Source organism: Streptomyces sp. LUP30 (genome assembly GCF_001746365.1).
Classification (GTDB): Bacteria; Actinomycetota; Actinomycetes; order Streptomycetales; family Streptomycetaceae; genus Streptomyces.
This window is the reverse complement of record NZ_MJAJ01000001.1, coordinates 434,621-452,038: the sequence shown is the minus strand read 5'-3', so window position 1 is coordinate 452,038 and position 17,418 is coordinate 434,621. Positions and strand designations below refer to the sequence as shown.

13 protein-coding genes are annotated in these 17,418 nt (G+C 70.8%); 9 read left to right on the top strand and 4 right to left on the bottom strand.

The genetic code is table 11. The features are described from left to right. Positions 1-177: 177 nt before the first annotated feature. Positions 178-1,152, bottom strand: coding sequence for a class I SAM-dependent methyltransferase (locus tag BG482_RS02010; RefSeq protein WP_069767021.1), 975 nt, complete (start codon positions 1,150-1,152; stop codon positions 178-180). Between the two features lie 214 nt (positions 1,153-1,366). On the opposite strand from BG482_RS02010, the gene BG482_RS02005 reads away from it, so the two are divergent. The 6 genes from BG482_RS02005 to rfbD all read left to right on the top strand — a co-directional run bounded on the left by BG482_RS02005 (position 1,367) and on the right by rfbD (position 7,988). Beyond that, complete coding sequence (locus tag BG482_RS02005) at positions 1,367-2,647, top strand: glycosyltransferase (RefSeq protein ID WP_107450301.1); 1,281 nt, start codon at positions 1,367-1,369, stop codon at positions 2,645-2,647. A gap of 78 nt (positions 2,648-2,725) precedes the next feature. Further along, positions 2,726-4,051: a UDP-glucose/GDP-mannose dehydrogenase family protein gene (locus tag BG482_RS02000; protein ID WP_069767019.1), complete on the top strand. Its 1,326-nt coding sequence runs from the start codon at positions 2,726-2,728 to the stop codon at positions 4,049-4,051. Between the two features lie 19 nt (positions 4,052-4,070). Next, entirely contained in the window at positions 4,071-5,048 is a 978-nt protein-coding gene (locus BG482_RS01995) for a UDP-glucuronic acid decarboxylase family protein (RefSeq protein WP_079141507.1), read from the top strand. After that, complete coding sequence (locus BG482_RS01990; protein WP_069767018.1) at positions 5,045-6,112, top strand: glucose-1-phosphate thymidylyltransferase; 1,068 nt, start codon at positions 5,045-5,047, stop codon at positions 6,110-6,112. Before BG482_RS01995 ends, BG482_RS01990 begins: the two co-directional genes overlap by 4 nt. Continuing rightward, positions 6,109-7,104, top strand: coding sequence for a dTDP-glucose 4,6-dehydratase (gene rfbB, locus BG482_RS01985; protein WP_069767017.1), 996 nt, complete (start codon positions 6,109-6,111; stop codon positions 7,102-7,104). Before BG482_RS01990 ends, rfbB begins: the two co-directional genes overlap by 4 nt. Then, positions 7,101-7,988 (top strand): dTDP-4-dehydrorhamnose reductase, encoded by an 888-nt coding sequence (rfbD, locus tag BG482_RS01980; RefSeq protein WP_069767069.1) that lies wholly within the window; start codon positions 7,101-7,103, stop codon positions 7,986-7,988. The genes rfbB and rfbD overlap by 4 nt, the downstream gene beginning before the upstream one ends. Here the strand turns inward: rfbD and BG482_RS01975 are convergent. After that, positions 7,922-8,539, bottom strand: a complete 618-nt coding sequence (locus BG482_RS01975) for a dTDP-4-dehydrorhamnose 3,5-epimerase family protein (protein WP_069767016.1) — start codon at positions 8,537-8,539, stop codon at positions 7,922-7,924. The genes rfbD and BG482_RS01975 overlap by 67 nt on opposite strands. Before the next feature lie 131 nt (positions 8,540-8,670). Between BG482_RS01975 and BG482_RS01970 the strand changes: the two genes are divergently transcribed. Beyond that, complete coding sequence (locus BG482_RS01970) at positions 8,671-10,524, top strand: glycoside hydrolase family 15 protein (protein ID WP_069767015.1); 1,854 nt, start codon at positions 8,671-8,673, stop codon at positions 10,522-10,524. Positions 10,525-10,578: 54 nt separating this feature from the next. On the opposite strand, the gene galE is transcribed toward BG482_RS01970, so the two are convergent. Together galE and BG482_RS01960 are read right to left on the bottom strand one after the other, a co-directional pair. Beyond that, positions 10,579-11,634 carry a UDP-glucose 4-epimerase GalE gene (gene galE / locus BG482_RS01965; RefSeq protein WP_176741283.1) on the bottom strand — a complete coding sequence of 352 codons (1,056 nt, stop codon included), beginning with the start codon at positions 11,632-11,634 and terminating at the stop codon, positions 10,579-10,581. A 245-nt stretch (positions 11,635-11,879) separates the two neighbouring features. Continuing rightward, positions 11,880-13,088 carry a serine hydrolase gene (locus BG482_RS01960; RefSeq protein ID WP_218108756.1) on the bottom strand — a complete coding sequence of 403 codons (1,209 nt, stop codon included), beginning with the start codon at positions 13,086-13,088 and terminating at the stop codon, positions 11,880-11,882. Positions 13,089-13,604: 516 nt separating this feature from the next. Between BG482_RS01960 and BG482_RS01955 the strand changes: the two genes are divergently transcribed. Then, positions 13,605-14,921, top strand: a complete 1,317-nt coding sequence (locus BG482_RS01955) for an acyltransferase (protein WP_079141505.1) — start codon at positions 13,605-13,607, stop codon at positions 14,919-14,921. A gap of 1,063 nt (positions 14,922-15,984) precedes the next feature. Beyond that, a complete protein-coding gene (locus BG482_RS01950) occupies positions 15,985-16,995 on the top strand; it encodes an AraC family transcriptional regulator (protein WP_176741282.1) in 1,011 nt (336 codons plus the stop codon). Positions 16,996-17,418 lie beyond the last annotated feature (423 nt).

The following is a 17,418-nucleotide window of genomic DNA, read 5'->3' as shown; positions in this document are numbered from 1 at the left end:
CGGGCCGGCCGGCGCCGGTGGGCAGGCGCCGGCCCCGACCAGCCGGGTGTCGGTGCCGGCCCGGCGGGCCAGGACAGACGGATGCACGTGCCCGATCCGCCGGGCCAGGTCGGTCGGCGCAGGTTCGCGCCGGGCCGACGGCCGGCGGTGACGCGGACGGGCGCGAAGGCCGGGCGGTCAGGGGTTCTGCGCCTGTGCGCCGCGGTAGTACGCGACGATCTCCCGGGCGGTCATCTCCTTCTCGCTCCTGCGGCCGAGGAAATAGTGCGCCGAGGCGCTGTCGGCCGCGAACTCCGGTGCGACGAGGCGGTCGAGGCCTCGGAGCCAGAACGCCAGCCCGCGCGCCGCACGGCCCACGAGCGCCGAGCGGCACAGCCCGCGCATCAGGTGGTCCACGCTCCACAGCATCTCGGTGCCCGGCCCCGCGACCGTTCCCGCCGTGATCTCCTCGAACCGGCGGAAGAGGTAGCGGTGTCCGCTCGCCGTGAACCGGGTGAAGTCGTGGGCGCCCGCGTGCACCTGCTGGAGGAACGGCGTCTCCGCGTACACGAGTCCGCCGTCCTTGAGGACCCGGTGGATCTCGGCGACGACAGTGGCCGGGTCGAGCACATGCTCCAGGACGGCCTGCGCCAGCACCGCGTCGACGCTCGCCGGGGGAAGGGGGATCCGGTGGGCGTCGGCGATGAACTGGGTCACCGGGCTCCCGACGATGTCGAATCCGACGACCTGGACGCGCGGATCGCGGTAGATCGCCTCGACGCCGTTGCCGACCGTCGCCCCGCCGACGACCAGCAGGCGCGGGGACCGGCCCGGCAGGGCCCGCAGCAGCAGGTCGATGTTGCGCGCGGCGACACGGTTCGGCGGCTTGAGGATCCGGCGCAGCGGCGCCGGAAGTCCGTCCGCGCCCCTCACGGGCCCGGTCCCCGCCGGACCGGTGGCATCGGGCGCAGCCAGCACCGCGGCCCGGTCCACGACGCTGCCGGTGAAGTCGACGAGCACCGGCCAGCGTCCCGCCACCGGGAGCGCGAGCGGCGCGTTGCAGGGGCAGCCGGGTGAGCTGCACCGGAGCTCCCCGGGGGCCGGTTTCAGCGCGGACCGGCAGTGCGGGCACACCAGCAGGGGCTCGATGTCGTGCTGTTCGGCCAGGACCATGTGTGTTCCTCCGGGAGGAGGGGACCTCCTGCGAGCCCAGTATCCGGGCCCCGGACCACGTCGGCATCTCCGGTCGACTCCGTGCCGGAACGCCTGGTCACAGGGGTGGTGCCAGGACGGTCCCGCCTCTGGATTGACCTGGACCACTGCTCGGGTGAAGATGTACGTATACAGCGTAAATATACGCATTAGCCCCCATCGGTGGTGATCGTTGATGCTGTACGGGACCCTCGCTCCCCGCCCGGGGAGGCCGGACGGCCCTGCCGGAGGCTGGCCCGCGCCCCCGCCCCCGGTGGCGCCCGCCGAGGAACTGCCCCCGGCGCCGGTCCTCCCGCGGATCAAGGTCCTGCACGTCATCACCCGCTTCCGGGCCGGCGCGGGCGGCAACACCCTGCTGGCGGCCGCGGGCATGGACGCCGACCGATACGAGGTGTGGGTCGCCGGTGTACCGGGCGGCGATCTCTGGGAACAGGCCCGGGCCGCGGGAGTGCGCACCGTCGAGATACCGGGGTTCCGCCACACGCTGGCCCCCGGGGATCTGCTCGTCCTGGCACGGCTCGTGCGCCTCATCCGCCGCGAGCGGTTCACGGTCGTGCACACCCACTCCGCGAAGGGCGGGTTCCTCGGCCGCGTGGCAGCGGGGCTGTGCCGCACCCCCGTGGTGGTGCACACCTTCCACGGACTCAGCTTCCACCCGTACATGTCCCGCTCCCGCCGCACCCTCTACCGAGGGCTGGAGCGCGTGACCCGGCGCCTGGCCCACCGGTTCCTCGCCGTCGCCCCGCGCGTGGCACAGGAGGCCGTCGAGCAACGCCTGGTCCCGCCCGGCCGCGTCGAGGTGGTGCCGTCCGCCGTACGGCTGGCGGACATCCCCGAGACCTTCGACCCCCACGCCCGCGCCCAGCTCGGCGTCCCCCGTGAGACGGCCCTCGTCGGCACCGTCGGGCGTATCGACACCCAGAAGGACCCCCTCGCCTTCGTCCGCATGGCGGCCGCGACCCGGGTGGAGCACCCGGACACCGCGTTCGTGATGATCGGGGACGGACCGCTGGCCGGCGAGGTGCGAAGCCTCGCCGCGGATCTGGGCGTCGAGGTGACCTTGACCGGAGAGCGCCCGGACGCCGACCGGCTCGTGGCCGGACTGGACGTCTTCGTGATCACCTCACGCTACGAAGGGCTCGGCCGGGCCCTCACCGAAGCGCTGGCCGCCGCCCGGCCCGTCGTCGCGACGGCCGTGAACGGGGTGCCCGACCTGGTGGAGCACGGCGCCACGGGACTGCTCGTCGCACCGGCCGATCCGGCGGACGCCGCACGCGCGGTCGGCTGGCTCCTCGACCATCCGCGCGAGGCTGCGCAGATGGGCCGGCAGGGCAGCCTGCGGGTCCGCGCCACCTTCGCGCCCGAGGACATGTGCGGGGCTGTCGACGCCTGCTATCGCGACCTGCTCGGCCTCCCCGCCGCCGAACGCGATCCAGGAGGTGCCTTCGGCCCCTGACCGCCTCACGGACACACCAGCCTCTCGGCCACCAGCCTCTCGGCCACCGGCCGACACCCGCCGACCACGGAGATCGACATGCGTCTGACAGTCATCGGCACCGGATACGTCGGGGCGGTGCACGCCGCCTGCATGGCGGACATCGGGCACGACGTGCTCGGCGTCGACGTCGACGCCGACAGGATCGCCGCCCTGACCGCGGGCACGCCGCCGTTCTTCGAACCAGGCCTGTCGGAGACGCTGATGAGAGCTGTGGACAGCGGCCGTCTGCGCTTCACCACCTCCCGGTCCGAGGCCGCCGGGTTCGCCGACACCCACTTCATCTGCGTCGGCACACCGCAGAACCCCGACACGGGCGCCGCGGACCTGCGCCACGTCGAGGCGGCCGTCGACGGCCTGGGAGCCAGGCTTCGCGACAGCGGTCACGAACGGGTCCTCGTGGTCGGCAAGTCCACGGTCCCGGTCGGCACGGCGGCCCGCCTGGCCGAGCGGCTGCGCGCCACCGCCCCACAGGCCGAAGTGGCCTGGAACCCGGAGTTCCTGCGTGAGGGCTGTGCCGTCCAGGACACCCTGCGCCCCGAACGCATCGTGGCCGGCACCACCTCCCCGCGCGCCGAGGCGCGGCTCAGGGAGATCTACGCGCCACTCCTGGCCGCGGGCTCCCCGTTCATCGCCACCGACCCGGCCACCGCCGAACTGGTCAAGGCAGCATCCAACTCCTTCCTGGCCACCAAGATCTCCTTCATCAACGCCATGGCCGAGATCTGCGAGGCCACCGGCGCCGACGTGCTCACCCTGGCCGAGGCGATGGGCCGCGACTCCCGCATCGGCCCCCGCTTCCTGTCCCCCGGACTCGGCTTCGGCGGCAGCTGTCTGCCCAAGGACATCCGGGCGTTCGCCGCCCGCGCCGAGGAACTCGGACTCGGCGGCTCCGTCGCCTTCCTGCGACAGATCGACGAGATCAACACCCGCCAGCGGCTGCGTACCGTCGAGCTCGCCGAGCGGCTCCTCGGCGGTTCTTTCGCCGACCGGAGCGTCGCCGTGCTCGGCGCCGCCTTCAAGCCCGGCAGCGACGACGTCCGCGACTCGCCCGCGCTCGCGGTGGCGGACGAGGTCCACCGCCGGGGCGCGCAGGTCCGCGTGCACGACCCCGAGGCGATCGACAACGCCCGGGCGGTCCACCCCGAGCTCCAGTACGCCCTGGACGTGGCCAAGGCCTGCGAGCGGTCGGACGTCGTCCTGCATCTGACGGAGTGGCCCCAGTACCGGGACCTGGACCCCGCCGTGCTCGCCACAGCGGTGCGTTCCCCGGTCCTGGTGGACGCGCGGAACACCCTGGACCCGGTCCGGTGGCGCTCCGCGGGGTGGTCGGTCCACGCCCTGGGCCGTCCGGGAGCCGGCTGAGGGACGGGAGGTGGAATCCATGCGTGTCGTCGTGTCCGGCGGAAGCGGCTTCCTGGGATCGCATCTGTGCGAAGCGCTGCTGAGCAGAGGTGACAGTGTCTGCTGTCTGGACAACCTCTCCTCCGGCAGACCGGTCAACATCGCCCACCTGCGCCACGACGCCCGGTTCGCCTTCGAGTCGTGGGACGTCACCGAGAGCTTCAGCGTGTCGGGGGACGTGGACGCCGTGGTGCACCTCGCGAGCCCCGCGTCCCCGGTCGACTACCAGCGCTTCCCGCTGGAGACCCTGGCCGCGGGCAGCAGGGGCACGGAGAACATGCTGCGTCTCGCCGACCGTCACTCGGCGCGGTTCGTCCTGGCGTCCACCAGCGAGGTCTACGGCGATCCCCAGGTGCATCCGCAGGACGAGGACTACTGGGGACACGTCAACCCCATCGGACCCCGCAGCGTCTACGACGAGGCCAAGCGCTTCGCCGAGGCCCTCTCCATGGCGTACCGGCGCACCCGGGCGGTCGACGTGGGCATCGTCCGCATCTTCAACACCTATGGCCCCCGCATGCGTTCCTACGACGGACGGGTGGTCTCCAGCTTCATCCGGCAGGCGCTGCACGGGGAGCCGCTGACCCTCTTCGGGGACGGCAGCCAGACACGGAGCTTCTGCTACGTCGACGACATGGTCCGGGGCCTGATCGCCATGATCGACTCGCACCGGCCGGGGCCGTTCAATCTCGGGAACCCCAGCGAGTGGACCGTGCGCGAGCTCGCGGAACTCGTCGTCGTGGTCACCGGATCACGCAGCCCACTGCGCTACCTCCCCCTGCCCGTCGACGACCCGGTCCGCCGGCGCCCGGTCGTCTCCCGCGCGCGAGAGGCACTCGGCTGGCACCCGCGAGTGTCCCTGGAGCAAGGGCTGCGGGACACCGTCGACTGGTTCGCGGCGCAGTCGCGGACACCCGTACGACCATCGGATCAATCCCCTGTGGGGCGGCCGTCATGAAAGCACTCGTCCTGTGCGGCGGAGCGGGCACCCGGCTCCGGCCGATCACGCACACCTCAGCCAAACAACTGGTGCCCGTGGCCAACAAACCCGTGCTCTTCTACGGACTCGAGGCGATCGCGGACGCCGGCGTCCGGGAGACCGGGATCGTGGTCGGGGACACCGAGCGCGAGATCCGAGCCGCGGTCGGCGACGGCTCCGCCTTCGGGCTGGACGTCACCTACCTGCACCAGGACGCCCCGCGCGGACTCGCCCACGCCGTCGTCATCGCCCGGGACTTCCTCGGCGACGACGACTTCGTGATGTACCTCGGCGACAACTTCATCGTCGGCGGCATCTCCGGCGTGGTCGACGACTTCCGCCGGGAGCGGCCGGACGCCCGCATCCTGCTGACCCACGTGTCCGAGCCGACGGCCTTCGGCATCGCCGAACTCGACGCGGACAACCGGGTGGTGGGCCTGGAGGAGAAGCCGCAGGAGCCCAAGAGCGATCTCGCGCTGGTCGGCGTCTACCTCTTCACCCCGGGCGTGCACGAGGCCGTGCGCTCCATCGAGCCCTCGCGGCGCGGTGAACTGGAGATCACGGACGCTCTGCAATGGCTGCTCGACCGCGGGTTCGACGTGCGCTCCACGACGATCTCCGGCTACTGGAAGGACACCGGGAACGTCACCGACATGCTGGAGGTCAACCGTTCCGTCCTGGAGACGGTCGCACCGCGCGTCGACGGCAGCGTCGACGAGGCGAGCGAGATCATCGGCCGGGTCCGCATCGAGGACGGCGCCAAGGTGTTCGCCAGCCGGATCGTCGGCCCGGCCGTCATCGGCGCCGGCACCGTCATCGCCCACTCCTACATCGGCCCCTTCACCTCGATCGCGGAGGACTGCCGGATCGAGGAGAGCGAGATCGAGTACTCCATCGTCCTGCACAGGGCGTCCATCGTCGGCATGCGCCGCATCGAGGTCTCCCTGATCGGCCACAACGTCGAGGTGACCCCCGCGCCCCGCACGCCTTCCGTGCACCGGCTGGTGCTCGGGGACCACAGCAAAGTGCAGATCCCGACATGACCACGACCCGGGTCCTGGTCACCGGCGGAGCCGGATTCATCGGCTCCCACTACGTCCGCACCCTGCTCGGCCCGGACGGTACGCCGGACGTGGCCGTCACGGTGCTCGACAAACTCACCTACGCCGGGAACCCCGCCAATCTCGACGAGGTCCGCGACGCCCCCGGATTCGCCTTCGTCCAGGGCGACATCTGCGACGCGGAGCTGGTCGGCAAACTCGTCTCCGAACACGACGAGGTCGTGCACTTCGCAGCGGAGTCCCACGTCGACCGGTCCATCCTGGGCGCGGACGCCTTCGTCCGTACGAACGTCCTCGGCACCCAGACGCTCCTGGACGCGGCACTGCGCCACGGCCTCAGGACCTTCGTGCACATCTCCTCCGACGAGGTCTACGGCTCGATCCCCGAGGGCTCCTGGCCGGAGACCGACCCGCTGTGCCCCAACTCGCCCTACGCGGCGTCCAAAGCGGCCTCGGATCTGATCGCGCTCGCCCATCACCGCACCCACGGCCTCGACGTCCGGGTCACCCGTTGCTCCAACAACTACGGCCACCACCAGTTCCCCGAGAAGGTCATCCCGCTCTTCGTCACCCGCCTCCTGGACGGCGGGAACGTCCCCCTCTACGGCGACGGACTCAACGTCCGCGACTGGGTCCACATCGACGACCACGTCCAGGGCATCGAACTCGTCAGGCGGAGCGGCCGGCCCGGCGAGGTCTACAACATCGGCGGAGGCAACGAACTGTCCAACCGTGACCTCACCGGCCTGCTCCTCGCCGAGTGCGCGGCCGACTGGGACAGGGTGACCTACGTCGAGGACCGCAAGGGACACGACCGCCGCTACTCGGTCGACTACGCGAAGATCCGCGACGAACTGGGATACCGGCCGCGCAAGGAACTCGCCGCCGGCATCGCGGAGACCGTCGACTGGTACCGCACCCACCGAACGTGGTGGGAGCCGCTGCGGCCGACGGCCGCGAGCGCGGCGCCATGACCGGCCGCTGGCTGGTCACCGGGGCCGAGGGCATGCTGGGTCACGAGGTCGTCGCCCGGCTCACGGCCCGCGGGATCCACACCCTCGCGGCCGGCCACGGGCGGCTCGACATCACCGACCGCGACGACGTCCGCGACGCCCTCGACCGGTACCGGCCCTCGGCCGTGGTCAACTGCGCCGCCTGGACGGACGTCGACGGGGCCGAGACCAGCGAGCCCGAGGCACTCGCCGTCAACGGACACGGTCCCGCCCGCCTCGCCGAGGTGTGCCAGGGACGCGGTACGGTCCTGCTGCACGTCTCGACCGACTACGTCTTCCCCGGTGACGGCACCCGTCCCTACACGGAGACGGACACCCCGGGGCCGCGCACCGCCTACGGGCGGACCAAGCTCGCCGGGGAGCGCGCCGTGCTCGACTCGCTCCCCGAGACCGGGCATGTGGTGCGCACCGCCTGGCTGTACGGGGCGGGCGGCCGCAACTTCGTCCGCACCATGATCCACCTGGAGGAGACGCGGGACGAGCTCCAGGTCGTCGACGACCAGCGGGGGCAGCCCACATGGGCCGGCGACGTGGCCGACCGGCTGATCCTGCTGGGAAGTTCGGCGCTCGCCGGGGCGGCGCCGCCCGGTGTCTACCACGCGACCGCCGGGGGAGAGGCGACCTGGAACCAACTGGCCCGCGAGGTCTTCCGGTTGCTGGGCGCGGATCCCCGCCGGGTGCGCCCGTGCCGCACCACCGGGCTCGCGCGGCCCGCCTACAGCGTTCTCGGCCACGCCCGCTGGGCTGCGGCCGGACTCCCGGCGCCGCGGCACTGGCGTCAGGCGCTGGCCGACGCGTTCCCCTCGCTGCTGGAAGCCGAACGCAGCGCCCGGCAGGCCTCGTAGGAGGGCAGCAGTCCCTGGCTCTGCGCCGCGGCCAGGGTGGGCGCCGCGGCGTCCTTCTCGGACAGCACGGGATCCCCGGTCACCGGCCAGTCGATGCCCAGCGTCGCGTCGAGGGGGTGGACGCCGTGCTCCGCATGCGGTGTGTATCCCGTGGAACACAGGTAGACGACCGTGCTGTCGGCGGCCAAGGAGAGGAAGGCGTGGCCGAGGCCCTCCGAGAGATAGACACACCGGTGGGCGTCGTCGTCGAGCCGCACGGTCTCCCACTCACCGAACGTGGGAGAACCCGTCCGGAGGTCCGCCACGACGTCCAGCACCGCACCGCGCACACACGTCACGTACTTGGCCTGCCCCGGCGGCACGTCGGCGAAGTGCACGCCACGCAGCACCCCCGGCGCCGAGACGGAGCAGTTCGCCTGCGCGAGACCGAGATCGCGTCCGACGGACTCGCGGAAATCGACGCTCGTGAACCATTCGTGGAAGGACCCCCGCCGGTCCGCGAACAGCCGTGGTTCGTGGACCCAGGCTCCTTCTATCCTCAGCGGCTTCACGCGGACCACGTCCTTCCGCCCTGTGCGACCGGGCCGGCGGGACCCCGGATTCACCTGGTCATAACGGGAATTCTAGCTCCGTTCGCCGTATCCTGGAGGTGCGGCAATAACACGGCGGCGTGGCTTCGATCATGAATTCACCCATCGAGGACTACGCCCTCATCAGCGATCTGGAAACCGCTGCCATGGTGAGCAGGGGCGGTTCCATCGACTGGCTGTGCCTGCCTCGATTCGACTCGCCGGCCTGTCTGGCCGCGATGCTGGGGACACCGGACAACGGATTCTGGCGGATCGCACCGGTGTCCCGGGCGGCGCACGCGCGCTGCGCGAGCCGGGCGTACCGGCCGGACACCCTCATCCTCGAGTCCCGCTGGGAGACGGCCACGGGCGCCGTGCGGGTCGTCGACTTCATGCCGCCGCGCAGTCGACTGCCGTGCATCGTGCGCGTGGTGGAGGGCCTTTCCGGCTCGGTTTCCATGCGCAGCGAACTGCGGCTGCGCTTCCATCAGGGCAGGGTGCTGCCGTGGATCCAGGCCGACGAGGCCTGCACGGTGGCGGTCGCCGGGCCGGACGCCGTCTGGCTGAACACGGAGGGCCTGGCGCCCGAGCCCGGCGGCGGGAACTCCACGGTGCACGACTTCACCGTGCGGGCCGGACACAGCACGACCTTGACCTTCGTGTGGGCGCCTTCGTACCGGACCGCCCCGCCCGCACCGCTGTCCCTCCCGGCCGAGACGGTGCTCAGGGAGACCAGCGACTTCTGGCGGCTCTGGGCGTCCCAGTGCCGGTACGAGGGCCCCTGGCGCGATGCCGTGATGCGGTCGCTGATCACGCTCAAGGCGCTCACCTACGCGCCCACCGGCGGCATCGTCGCTGCCCCGACCACCTCGCTGCCCGGCTCCATCGGCGGCGAACGCAACTGGGACCACCGGCACTGCTGGCTGCGCGACTCCGCGCTGACGTTGTCCTGCCTGCTGCGAGGCGGCTACCGCGACGAGGCCACGGCCTGGCTGGGGTGGCTCGTACGGGCCATCGCCGGAGAACCCGCAGATCTTCAGACGGTGTACGGCGTGGCCGGACAGCGGCTGCTCCCGGAGACGGAGGCGCCGTGGCTGTCCGGCTACGAGGGCTCGCGTCCGGTCCGCTTCGGGAACTCCGCGGTGAGTCAGTTCCAGCTGGACGTGTACGGCGAGGTGCTCGACGCGCTGCTGCTGTCGCTGCGCGCGGGCATCCCGATGCCGGGCCATGTGTGGACTCTGGTGGAGGCCATGATGGACCACCTCGGCCGTCAATGGCGCGAGCCGGACCAGGGTCTGTGGCAGGTGCGTGGTCCGGCGCGGCAGTTCGTCCACTCCAAGGTCATGACCTGGGTGGCGGCGGACCGTGCGCTGCGGATGGGTGAGCTGCTCGGCAGGAACGGTTCTTCCGCCCGGTGGCGGACCCTGCGCGACGAGGTTCACCGGCAGGTGTGCCGGGAGGGATGGGACGCGGGACGGGGGGCCTTCGTCCAGTCCTACGGTTCGCCGGCGCTGGACGCCTCGGCGCTGCTCATCCCGCGGCTGGGCTTCCTGCCCGCCGGGGACGGGAGGGTGCGCGGCACGGTGCGGGCGATGGGGGAGCTGACGCACGGCGGGTTCGTGCGCCGGTACGCCTCGAACGGCCAGGGGCTGCACGGTGTGGACGGGATGCCCGGGCGCGAGGGCACGTTCGTGGCGTGTTCCCTCTGGTACGCGGACGCGCTCGCGACGACCGGGCGCCGCGAGCAGGCGACGGAGATGTTCGAGCGGGTACTGGGGATCCGCAATGACCTCGGTCTGCTCTCGGAGCAGTGGGATCCCGACGCCGGCCGCCAACTCGGCAACGCGCCGCAGGCGTTCAGCCACCTGGCGCTGGTGGAGACGGCGTACCTGCTGTCGGAGCCGGAGCCGGAGCCGGAGCCGGAGCCGGAGCCGGAGCCGGGGTCGGGGTCGAAGTCGCTGGCGTAGGCCGTTGTGGCGGGAAGCCCGTCCGGGAGATGCCGGCCCCGGGCCGGTGTGCGGTCAGTCCTTGGCCGACGCGCGACGGGGAGATCCGGTGTAACCGTGCGGGTTGAGCTGCTGGAACCGCCAGGCGTCCCGGCACATGTCGGCGAGGTCCCGCGAGGGGCGCCAGCCCCAGGCGCGGGCGACGGCGGAGGCGTCTGCCACGAGCTCGGCGACGTCTCCGGGACGGCGTGCCACGATCTCGTACGGAACGGGACGGCCGCATGCGTCGGAGAAGGAGGCGATCACGTCGAGGACCGAACTCCCCTTGCCTATGCCCAGGTTGTACACGCGCATCCCCGTTCCGTCCGCGAGGTGGTCGAGTGCGACGCGATGGGCCTCGACGGTGTCCATGACGTGCAGATAGTCGCGGACGGCGGTCCCGTCCGCCGTCGGGTAGTCGTCACCGAACACGCGCAGACGTTCGCGTCGTCCGATCGCCACTTGGGCCAGGTTCGGCAGCAGGTTCTCCGGGGAGCCGCTGGGGTCCTCGCCGAGGAGGCTGCTGGGATGGGCGCCGGCCGGATTGAAGTACCTGAGACACAGCACGGTGTACTCGGGGCGACGGCGGCAGACGTCGGCGAGGATCTGTTCGCAGATGGCCTTGGACGCGGCGTACGGATTCGTGGGCCGGGCCGGGGTCGACTCGTCGAGCGGTCCATGGCCGGCGTCGCCGTAGACGGAACAGGACGAGGAGAAGACGAGCTGGTGCACCCCGTGCTCGTGCATCGTGTTCAGCAGCGCGGTCGTCCCTCCGACGTTGGTGTCGTAGTAGTCGATGGGCATCCGTGTCGACGTGCCGACGGCCTTGTGCGCGGCGAAATGCACGACGGCGTCCACAGAGTGACGGTCGAAGACGGCCGACAGGGCGCGTCGATCACGGATGTCCAGCTCATAGACGGTGCCGAGGAATCGGCCGGCGATGCGTTCCACGCGGGCGAAGACCTGTGGCCTGCTGTTGGAGTAGTCGTCGACCACGATCAACTCGTAGCCGTGGTCGAGCAGTTCGACACAGGCGTGACTGCCGATGAATCCTGCGCCGCCCGTGACGAGGATGGTCGAGGGGGCACTCATGGCCCGGCTCCTTCGTGTGCGCGGGCGACGTTGTATGTTTACGGCGTATATCTACAACTGTGCCCCCATCTGCCCCATGCGTCAAGCGGCGCTCGGACTGCCTGGCGCGAGGCCGGGACGCGCATCGCCGGCCTGCACCGCCCGCCCGGGTTCCCCGCCCGGAACCCCGAGCCCGGGCGTGGTCCACCGCCTGGTTCCTCAGGTGACCAAGTGATCCGGAGGCGGCTCCCACGGAAACACGCAGGTCAGCCGAAAAGGGCGCAGTTGACCGCGTCCATCAGAGCCGCGCCGGTGTGGTGCGCCTGCTTGCTGAGGGTGGACGTCGCGAAGAAGAAGGCGGCCGTGCGTCGGCCGGTGGAGTCGGTGACGTTGTAGGTCGCATAGCCCGGGACGACGCCGACGTGGTCCCAGACCGCGCCGCAGGAGGTCTTCGCCGTCTCGATGCCCAACCCGTAGCCGAGCTCGTCCGGGTCCCCGGGCCCGTTCTCCGGCACGGTGGTGCGCATCTCGGCCAGCTGGGCGGCGGGCAGCAGGCGGCCCGACATCAGCGCGCCGTAGAAGCGGGACCAGTCGCCGGCGGTGGACACGATCGCGGCATCCGCTCCGTCTGCCGTGACGTAGTCGCCGGTGACGTCCACGTGGTCGTCGTGCTGAGGCCCGGCGTAGTCCCTGAACTCATCGGGGACGTCCGGTGGCATGTGGGCCGCGTCGGGCTCGTAGCCGTGCGCGTGCCGGTCGTGCCAGGCGGAACCGGTGGCGTAGAAGGTGTGCCGGAGCCCCAGGGGTCCGGCGATCCGGTCCCGCACCAGCGCCGCAAGGTTCTTACCGGTGGCCTTCTCCAGGACGGCGCCGATCGCGATGTAGTTGGTGTTGCTGTACGACCACTCGGTGCCGGGCTCGAACAGTGCCGGGTGTCCGCTCACCAGGCTCAGGATTTCCGTCGACGTCCAAACGTGGGGGTCCCGGCCGGTGAGGGCCGGTGCGAGAGCGGGGTCCTCGGTGTAGTCGAACAGCCCACTGGTGTGGTTGAGCAGCATGCGCAGGGTGATCGCTCTGCCGTCGCGCACCTGGCCGGGCAGCCACCTGTCGACCGGGTCGGTGAGGGCGAGTCTGTGCTCAGCGACCAGTTGCAGGACGAGGGCAGCCATCACCGTCTTGGTGTTGGACGCTTCTCGCACCTCGTCGTCCGCCCTCAGCCGATGGTCTTTCTTCGTCCAGGCGGCCTGCTCGGAGATCTCGATGGGCCTGCCGTGACCGTCGTCCACCCGCACGATCACCCCAGGCACTCCTTCCTCGACCAACTTCCGCGCCAGCGCCTGCAGGTGAGCGCGTGTCTCCGCAGTGCCGTCCTGCCGGACCGTCGAGAGCGTCCGAGGCCCGGCGGCCGTGGTCTCATGGATCGTGTTCGCGCTCGCCGGGGTCGCAGCGAGGGGCACGACGAGGGCGACGGACACCGCGACTGCTGCTCCCGCGCGAAACCCCGTCAGTTGCAGACGCCGTCGAACACGCGTATTCGGACGCAATTCATGCTCCTTCGAGAATCCTGGAAGGTCGTAGGGCACGATCGGGGTACGGCGAGGAGGTCAAGGGAGTCCGCCCTGCGAGTTGTCGCCCGGCTCCGGGGCGAAGCTCCGACGGGCCCTGCGCCGCTCTGGGCAACCCTCCGGAGGGTAGCCGAAGGCGGGCGAAAAGGGATTCCCGCTGACGATGCCGATCCGGACCGCGAGCCGACCCGGCTTCACCGGCTCCCTGGACGCCCTCCGGCAACAAGTCGAGCCGCCCAAGCCCCTCTGCGCGCCCTCCCGCGACGGCAGGGGACAGGACGCCGGGACTGCCGGCACGTGCCCTGTGAGCACCCTGCGCCTCGGGTGCGGGCACATTGCAACGTCCTGTCTCAGTTGCGTCGATCTGTCGTTTGCGCTGGTAGGGGTGGTTTCGGCGAGAGCGGAGGGCCTTGCTAGTGTCCGCGGGTGAGATCACGGATACCTGCGCCTTCAGCGGCGGCCCGGTTCGGATGGCTCGACACGGTCCGGGGGATCGCGGCCCTGACTGTGGCCCTGCACCACTTGAGCGGCGAGCTGTTCGTGGGCCTCGGTGCGGCCGTGCGCCAGTGGTTCGACCCCGGCATCTTCGGCGTCATGGCGTTCTTCCTGGTCAGCGGCTACATTGTGCCGGCCTCCCTGGAACGCCGGGGAGATGTGCGGGCGTTCTGGATCGGACGGCTGTTCCGGCTCTACCCCCTGTGCATCGTGGTCTTCGTCGCCGCGGCCGTGCTGGTGCCGCAACGCTTCTCCGCCGTGGATGTCTCGGTGCATACGCACCCGTTGCTGGCCTCAGTCGCCAACGCCACCATGCTGCAGGACCTGCTGGGTCTGCGCAGCGGGCTGCCGGTGATGTGGACGCTGACCTACGAGATGGTCTTCTACTACCTGGTCACGCTGCTGTTCATGGGCGGCGCCCACCGCCGCAGCGGGCCGGTGGCAGTGGTGTTCGCCGGGGCGGCCCTGCTGCTGGGACCGTGGGCGGCGGAGTGGAGCCTGCGGCCTGAGTTCACCGTGAGGCAGTTGGTCGCGGGGACCGCGCTGGTCGTAATGGTGGGCCTGCTGTTCCTGCTCACCGAGCGTCGTGCGGCGCAGCTGACGGGAGCGGCGCTCCTGACGGGGCTCGGTCTGGTCCTCATGGTCGCGGACGGGCGGTCGACCCCCTGGGAGAGCCTGCTGATCCTGGCCACGATGTTCAGCGGGACCGTGATATATCGTGCCGAACAAGGACAGCTGCGCCGGAGTGCGGCGTGGGCGTACTGCGGTTCCGTCATCGTGGCCGGTACGTTCGCCGGGCTGCTCTACGACGACAAGCAAGCCCAGATCCGCACCTGGACCGCCTCGCCGATCGCCTGGGTCAGCGCCTTCCTGGCGGGCTGGGCGCTGTTCGGCGTGGCCCTCCTCCTGCGCCACCGCCGGATGCCCGGTGCCCTGACCTGGCTCGGCCTGGTCAGTTTCTCCGTCTACCTGCTGCACCGGCCGCTGATCGCCGCGATGTCCTGGCTCATGGAGAAGACCGGGCATCCCCACAGTACGGTCCACCAGCTGACCTGGGTGGCCGCCTTCCTGTCGACTCTGCTCCTGCTGAGCGCGGTGACCTATCACCTGGTGGAGCTGCCGGGGCAGCGGCTGGCCCGCCGGCTGCTGGCTCGCCGGTCCGGTCCGCCTACGGGGAGCGGACCGGCCGTTCCCGAGACGCCGAAGGAGTACGAGGGCGCCGGTAGCAGGGGGAGGCCGTCCTCTTGACCCAGGGCGGCCACAGTCGCCGGTCGCGGTACGGGCGGACAGCCAGAAGGCCTGGCAGCCTCAGGGCATCGTAGGGAGAGCGTGACGCGGACCGGGCCAGTGGTCCGCGACTCAAGCGCCGTAGCAACGGCAGAGTCGTGGGCACATCGTCCGGCGGCCGTCTGAGGGTCGACGGCGCCGCCGGTTTCGGAAGACCGTCTGCTCGGAGGTGTGATCGTGCCGCCGGTGAATCGCTCCGGCGCAGGGGCAGGCGTGGTGGCCGGTCAGGGGTGCGCGGCAGGCTGAGCACCTGCGGCAGGGGGATTCCCGTGGAAGGACTCGGCGCGGGGGGCGGCAACGACGTCGGCTGACGCGGCCGAGGCCGATTCCACTTCGAGGAAAGTCGAAATGCCCGCGGCCCGCTCCGTGATCGGGGGATAACTGTCACTGCTCCCAACGGGGGGAGTCACACCCAGCACCGCTGAGGGAGTCAAGTGAGCCGAGCATGTTCCTCGCACATCAACCGGGCCGACGGCCCGATCCGGTTACCACGGTGTCCGGGCCGCTACCGGCAGCCGCTCGGCGTCGTCGGCGCACCACAGCAGGGCAGCACCGGCCATGATCAGGTTCCGAGGTCCGGCCGGGCTGTCCGGCCTGGGCGCGAGCGCGATACGCGCCGTGGCGCAGCAGGATCGATTCACCCCCTGACGGGGCCAGGCGAGGGGGCGGCGGTTCCACTGCTGGACCGCCTCGTCGACCAGCCGAGAGCAGCGGTACTCCGGGACACGTGAACCGGCGCCGGCCCGCTCACCGCAGTCAGCCGCGGTCGTCACCACCACAGCCGGAACGGACGAATCCGCCGTCATCCACGGTGTTCCGCGAGGCGCGAATGCCGCAGAACAGTTGCCTCGGGCGATGCGTCTCAGCCTGCCCGTACCTCGCACCTCCGTACGCTCCGGCAAGTCGCTGCGCAGCGGCCAGCCAGCCCTCCCCCCCCCACATCACCGCACCCACCCGGCCTTCGCCGGCCGACCTGCCGCGCCGTATGCCGGCCTGCTTCCGCATCACCGATCAAGGAGGACGAGTGGAGAACGTCCCGGAGACCGTCCTGTACGAAGGGCGTGACCTGGCGCGCATGCACGAGGCCGTGGCCGCCCAGTTCGCCCCGCACCGGCTGAGACTGCTCGGGAAGGAGGCCGGGCCGGCCCGCTTCCGGGTGAGCAACTCGCAAGGTGACATGGCCCTTTACCGCTTGGGCCACGGGGCAGACGTCGAGATACGCACCGTCGTGCAACAGGGCCTGTATCTGATCCACATCCCCCTGGCCGGCCGCAGCGCTCTGGTCGTCGACGGAGAGCCCGTGGCCACCGCGCAGGACGTCGTCAGCCCGGGACAGCGGATGGAAATCCGCCGTTCCCACGACAGCGACATGATGATCCTGCGCATCCCGCGACCGGTTCTCGACCGGGCGATCGAGTTGCGAGGCATTCCCGTCGCCCCGGGCGCCCCGGTCCGGTTCACGCCCGCCATCGACATCCGACGCCCCGGCTCACGGGCCTGGCTGGACACGTTGCACGCCTATGCCGAGGCGTTGAAGAGCGGGCTTCTCGCCTGCTCGCCGCTCGGGACGCGTCACTTCGAACAGTTGCTGGTGCACGGACTGCTGGACAGCCAACCCAGCGGCATCAGTGAATCCCTGCGGCGTTCCTCCAGGCACGCCGCACTGCCGGGCGCACTGCGCCGGGCGATGACGTACTGCGATGAGCATGCCGGCGAACCGCTGTCCATTGCCGACATGGCGCTCGCCTCGGGGCTGAGCGTCCCGGCACTGAGGGCCGCCTTCCGAGCCCACCTCGGCACCACCCCGCTGCTGTACCTCCGCAGGGTCAGGCTCGACAGCGCCCACCAGGACCTGCTCGCGATCGCCGAGGGCCGACGCGACGGCACGGTCACCGACGTGGCACTGCGCTGGGGGTTCGTCCATCTCGGACGCTTCGCTGCGCTCTACAAGGCCACCTACGGCACTGTGCCGTCCAAAACGGCCGGTGTCCGTGACTATCCGGAAAACGCTCGAATCCGGTCCGCCTGTGGATAGTTCGTCAACTGCCGCGCGTCTAGCGTTACTTGAACAAGAACGGGTCCGTCCGGACCCGGCCGGCCGGCCGGGGATTCCGGGCCGGTCCACAGATACGGGAGGAGAGACCATGAGCACTCTTACCGCTGTTGCCGACAAGCTGCTGAGCCACATCGTTCCGAGTCGGGCGGCGCACGCCACGTCGTCCGGTGCCAATGGCTGTTGGATCGAGCAGAGGGTCTGCAACCCTCACTGCCCCTTCTGGTACTGGAAGGAAGACCTCCACTGGAGGTGCAGCGACGGGAGCACCTTCGTGTCGCAGACGGGCTGCACGGACTCGGACAACTGCTGAGCCGTGCCCGCCTGTCGGCACAGTGACGTGACATGAACGAAGCGTCGCGCCCCGGTGATAGCGGGGCGCGACGCCTCTCTTCCAGAGGTGAA

Excerpts from the sequence above, each read along its gene's own strand:
- rfbD (WP_069767069.1), top strand. The coding sequence starts at position 7,101 with ATGACCGGCCGCTGGCTGGTCACCGGGGCCGAGGGCATGCTGGGTCAC.
- BG482_RS02000 (WP_069767019.1), top strand. The coding sequence starts at position 2,726 with ATGCGTCTGACAGTCATCGGCACCGGATACGTCGGGGCGGTGCACGCC.
- BG482_RS02010 (WP_069767021.1), bottom strand. The coding sequence starts at position 1,152 with ATGGTCCTGGCCGAACAGCACGACATCGAGCCCCTGCTGGTGTGCCCG.
- BG482_RS01990 (WP_069767018.1), top strand. The coding sequence starts at position 5,045 with ATGAAAGCACTCGTCCTGTGCGGCGGAGCGGGCACCCGGCTCCGGCCG.
- BG482_RS01995 (WP_079141507.1), top strand. The coding sequence starts at position 4,071 with ATGCGTGTCGTCGTGTCCGGCGGAAGCGGCTTCCTGGGATCGCATCTG.
- BG482_RS02005 (WP_107450301.1), top strand. The coding sequence starts at position 1,367 with ATGCTGTACGGGACCCTCGCTCCCCGCCCGGGGAGGCCGGACGGCCCT.
- galE (WP_176741283.1), bottom strand. The coding sequence starts at position 11,634 with ATGAGTGCCCCCTCGACCATCCTCGTCACGGGCGGCGCAGGATTCATC.
- BG482_RS01970 (WP_069767015.1), top strand. The coding sequence starts at position 8,671 with ATGAATTCACCCATCGAGGACTACGCCCTCATCAGCGATCTGGAAACC.
- rfbB (WP_069767017.1), top strand. The coding sequence starts at position 6,109 with ATGACCACGACCCGGGTCCTGGTCACCGGCGGAGCCGGATTCATCGGC.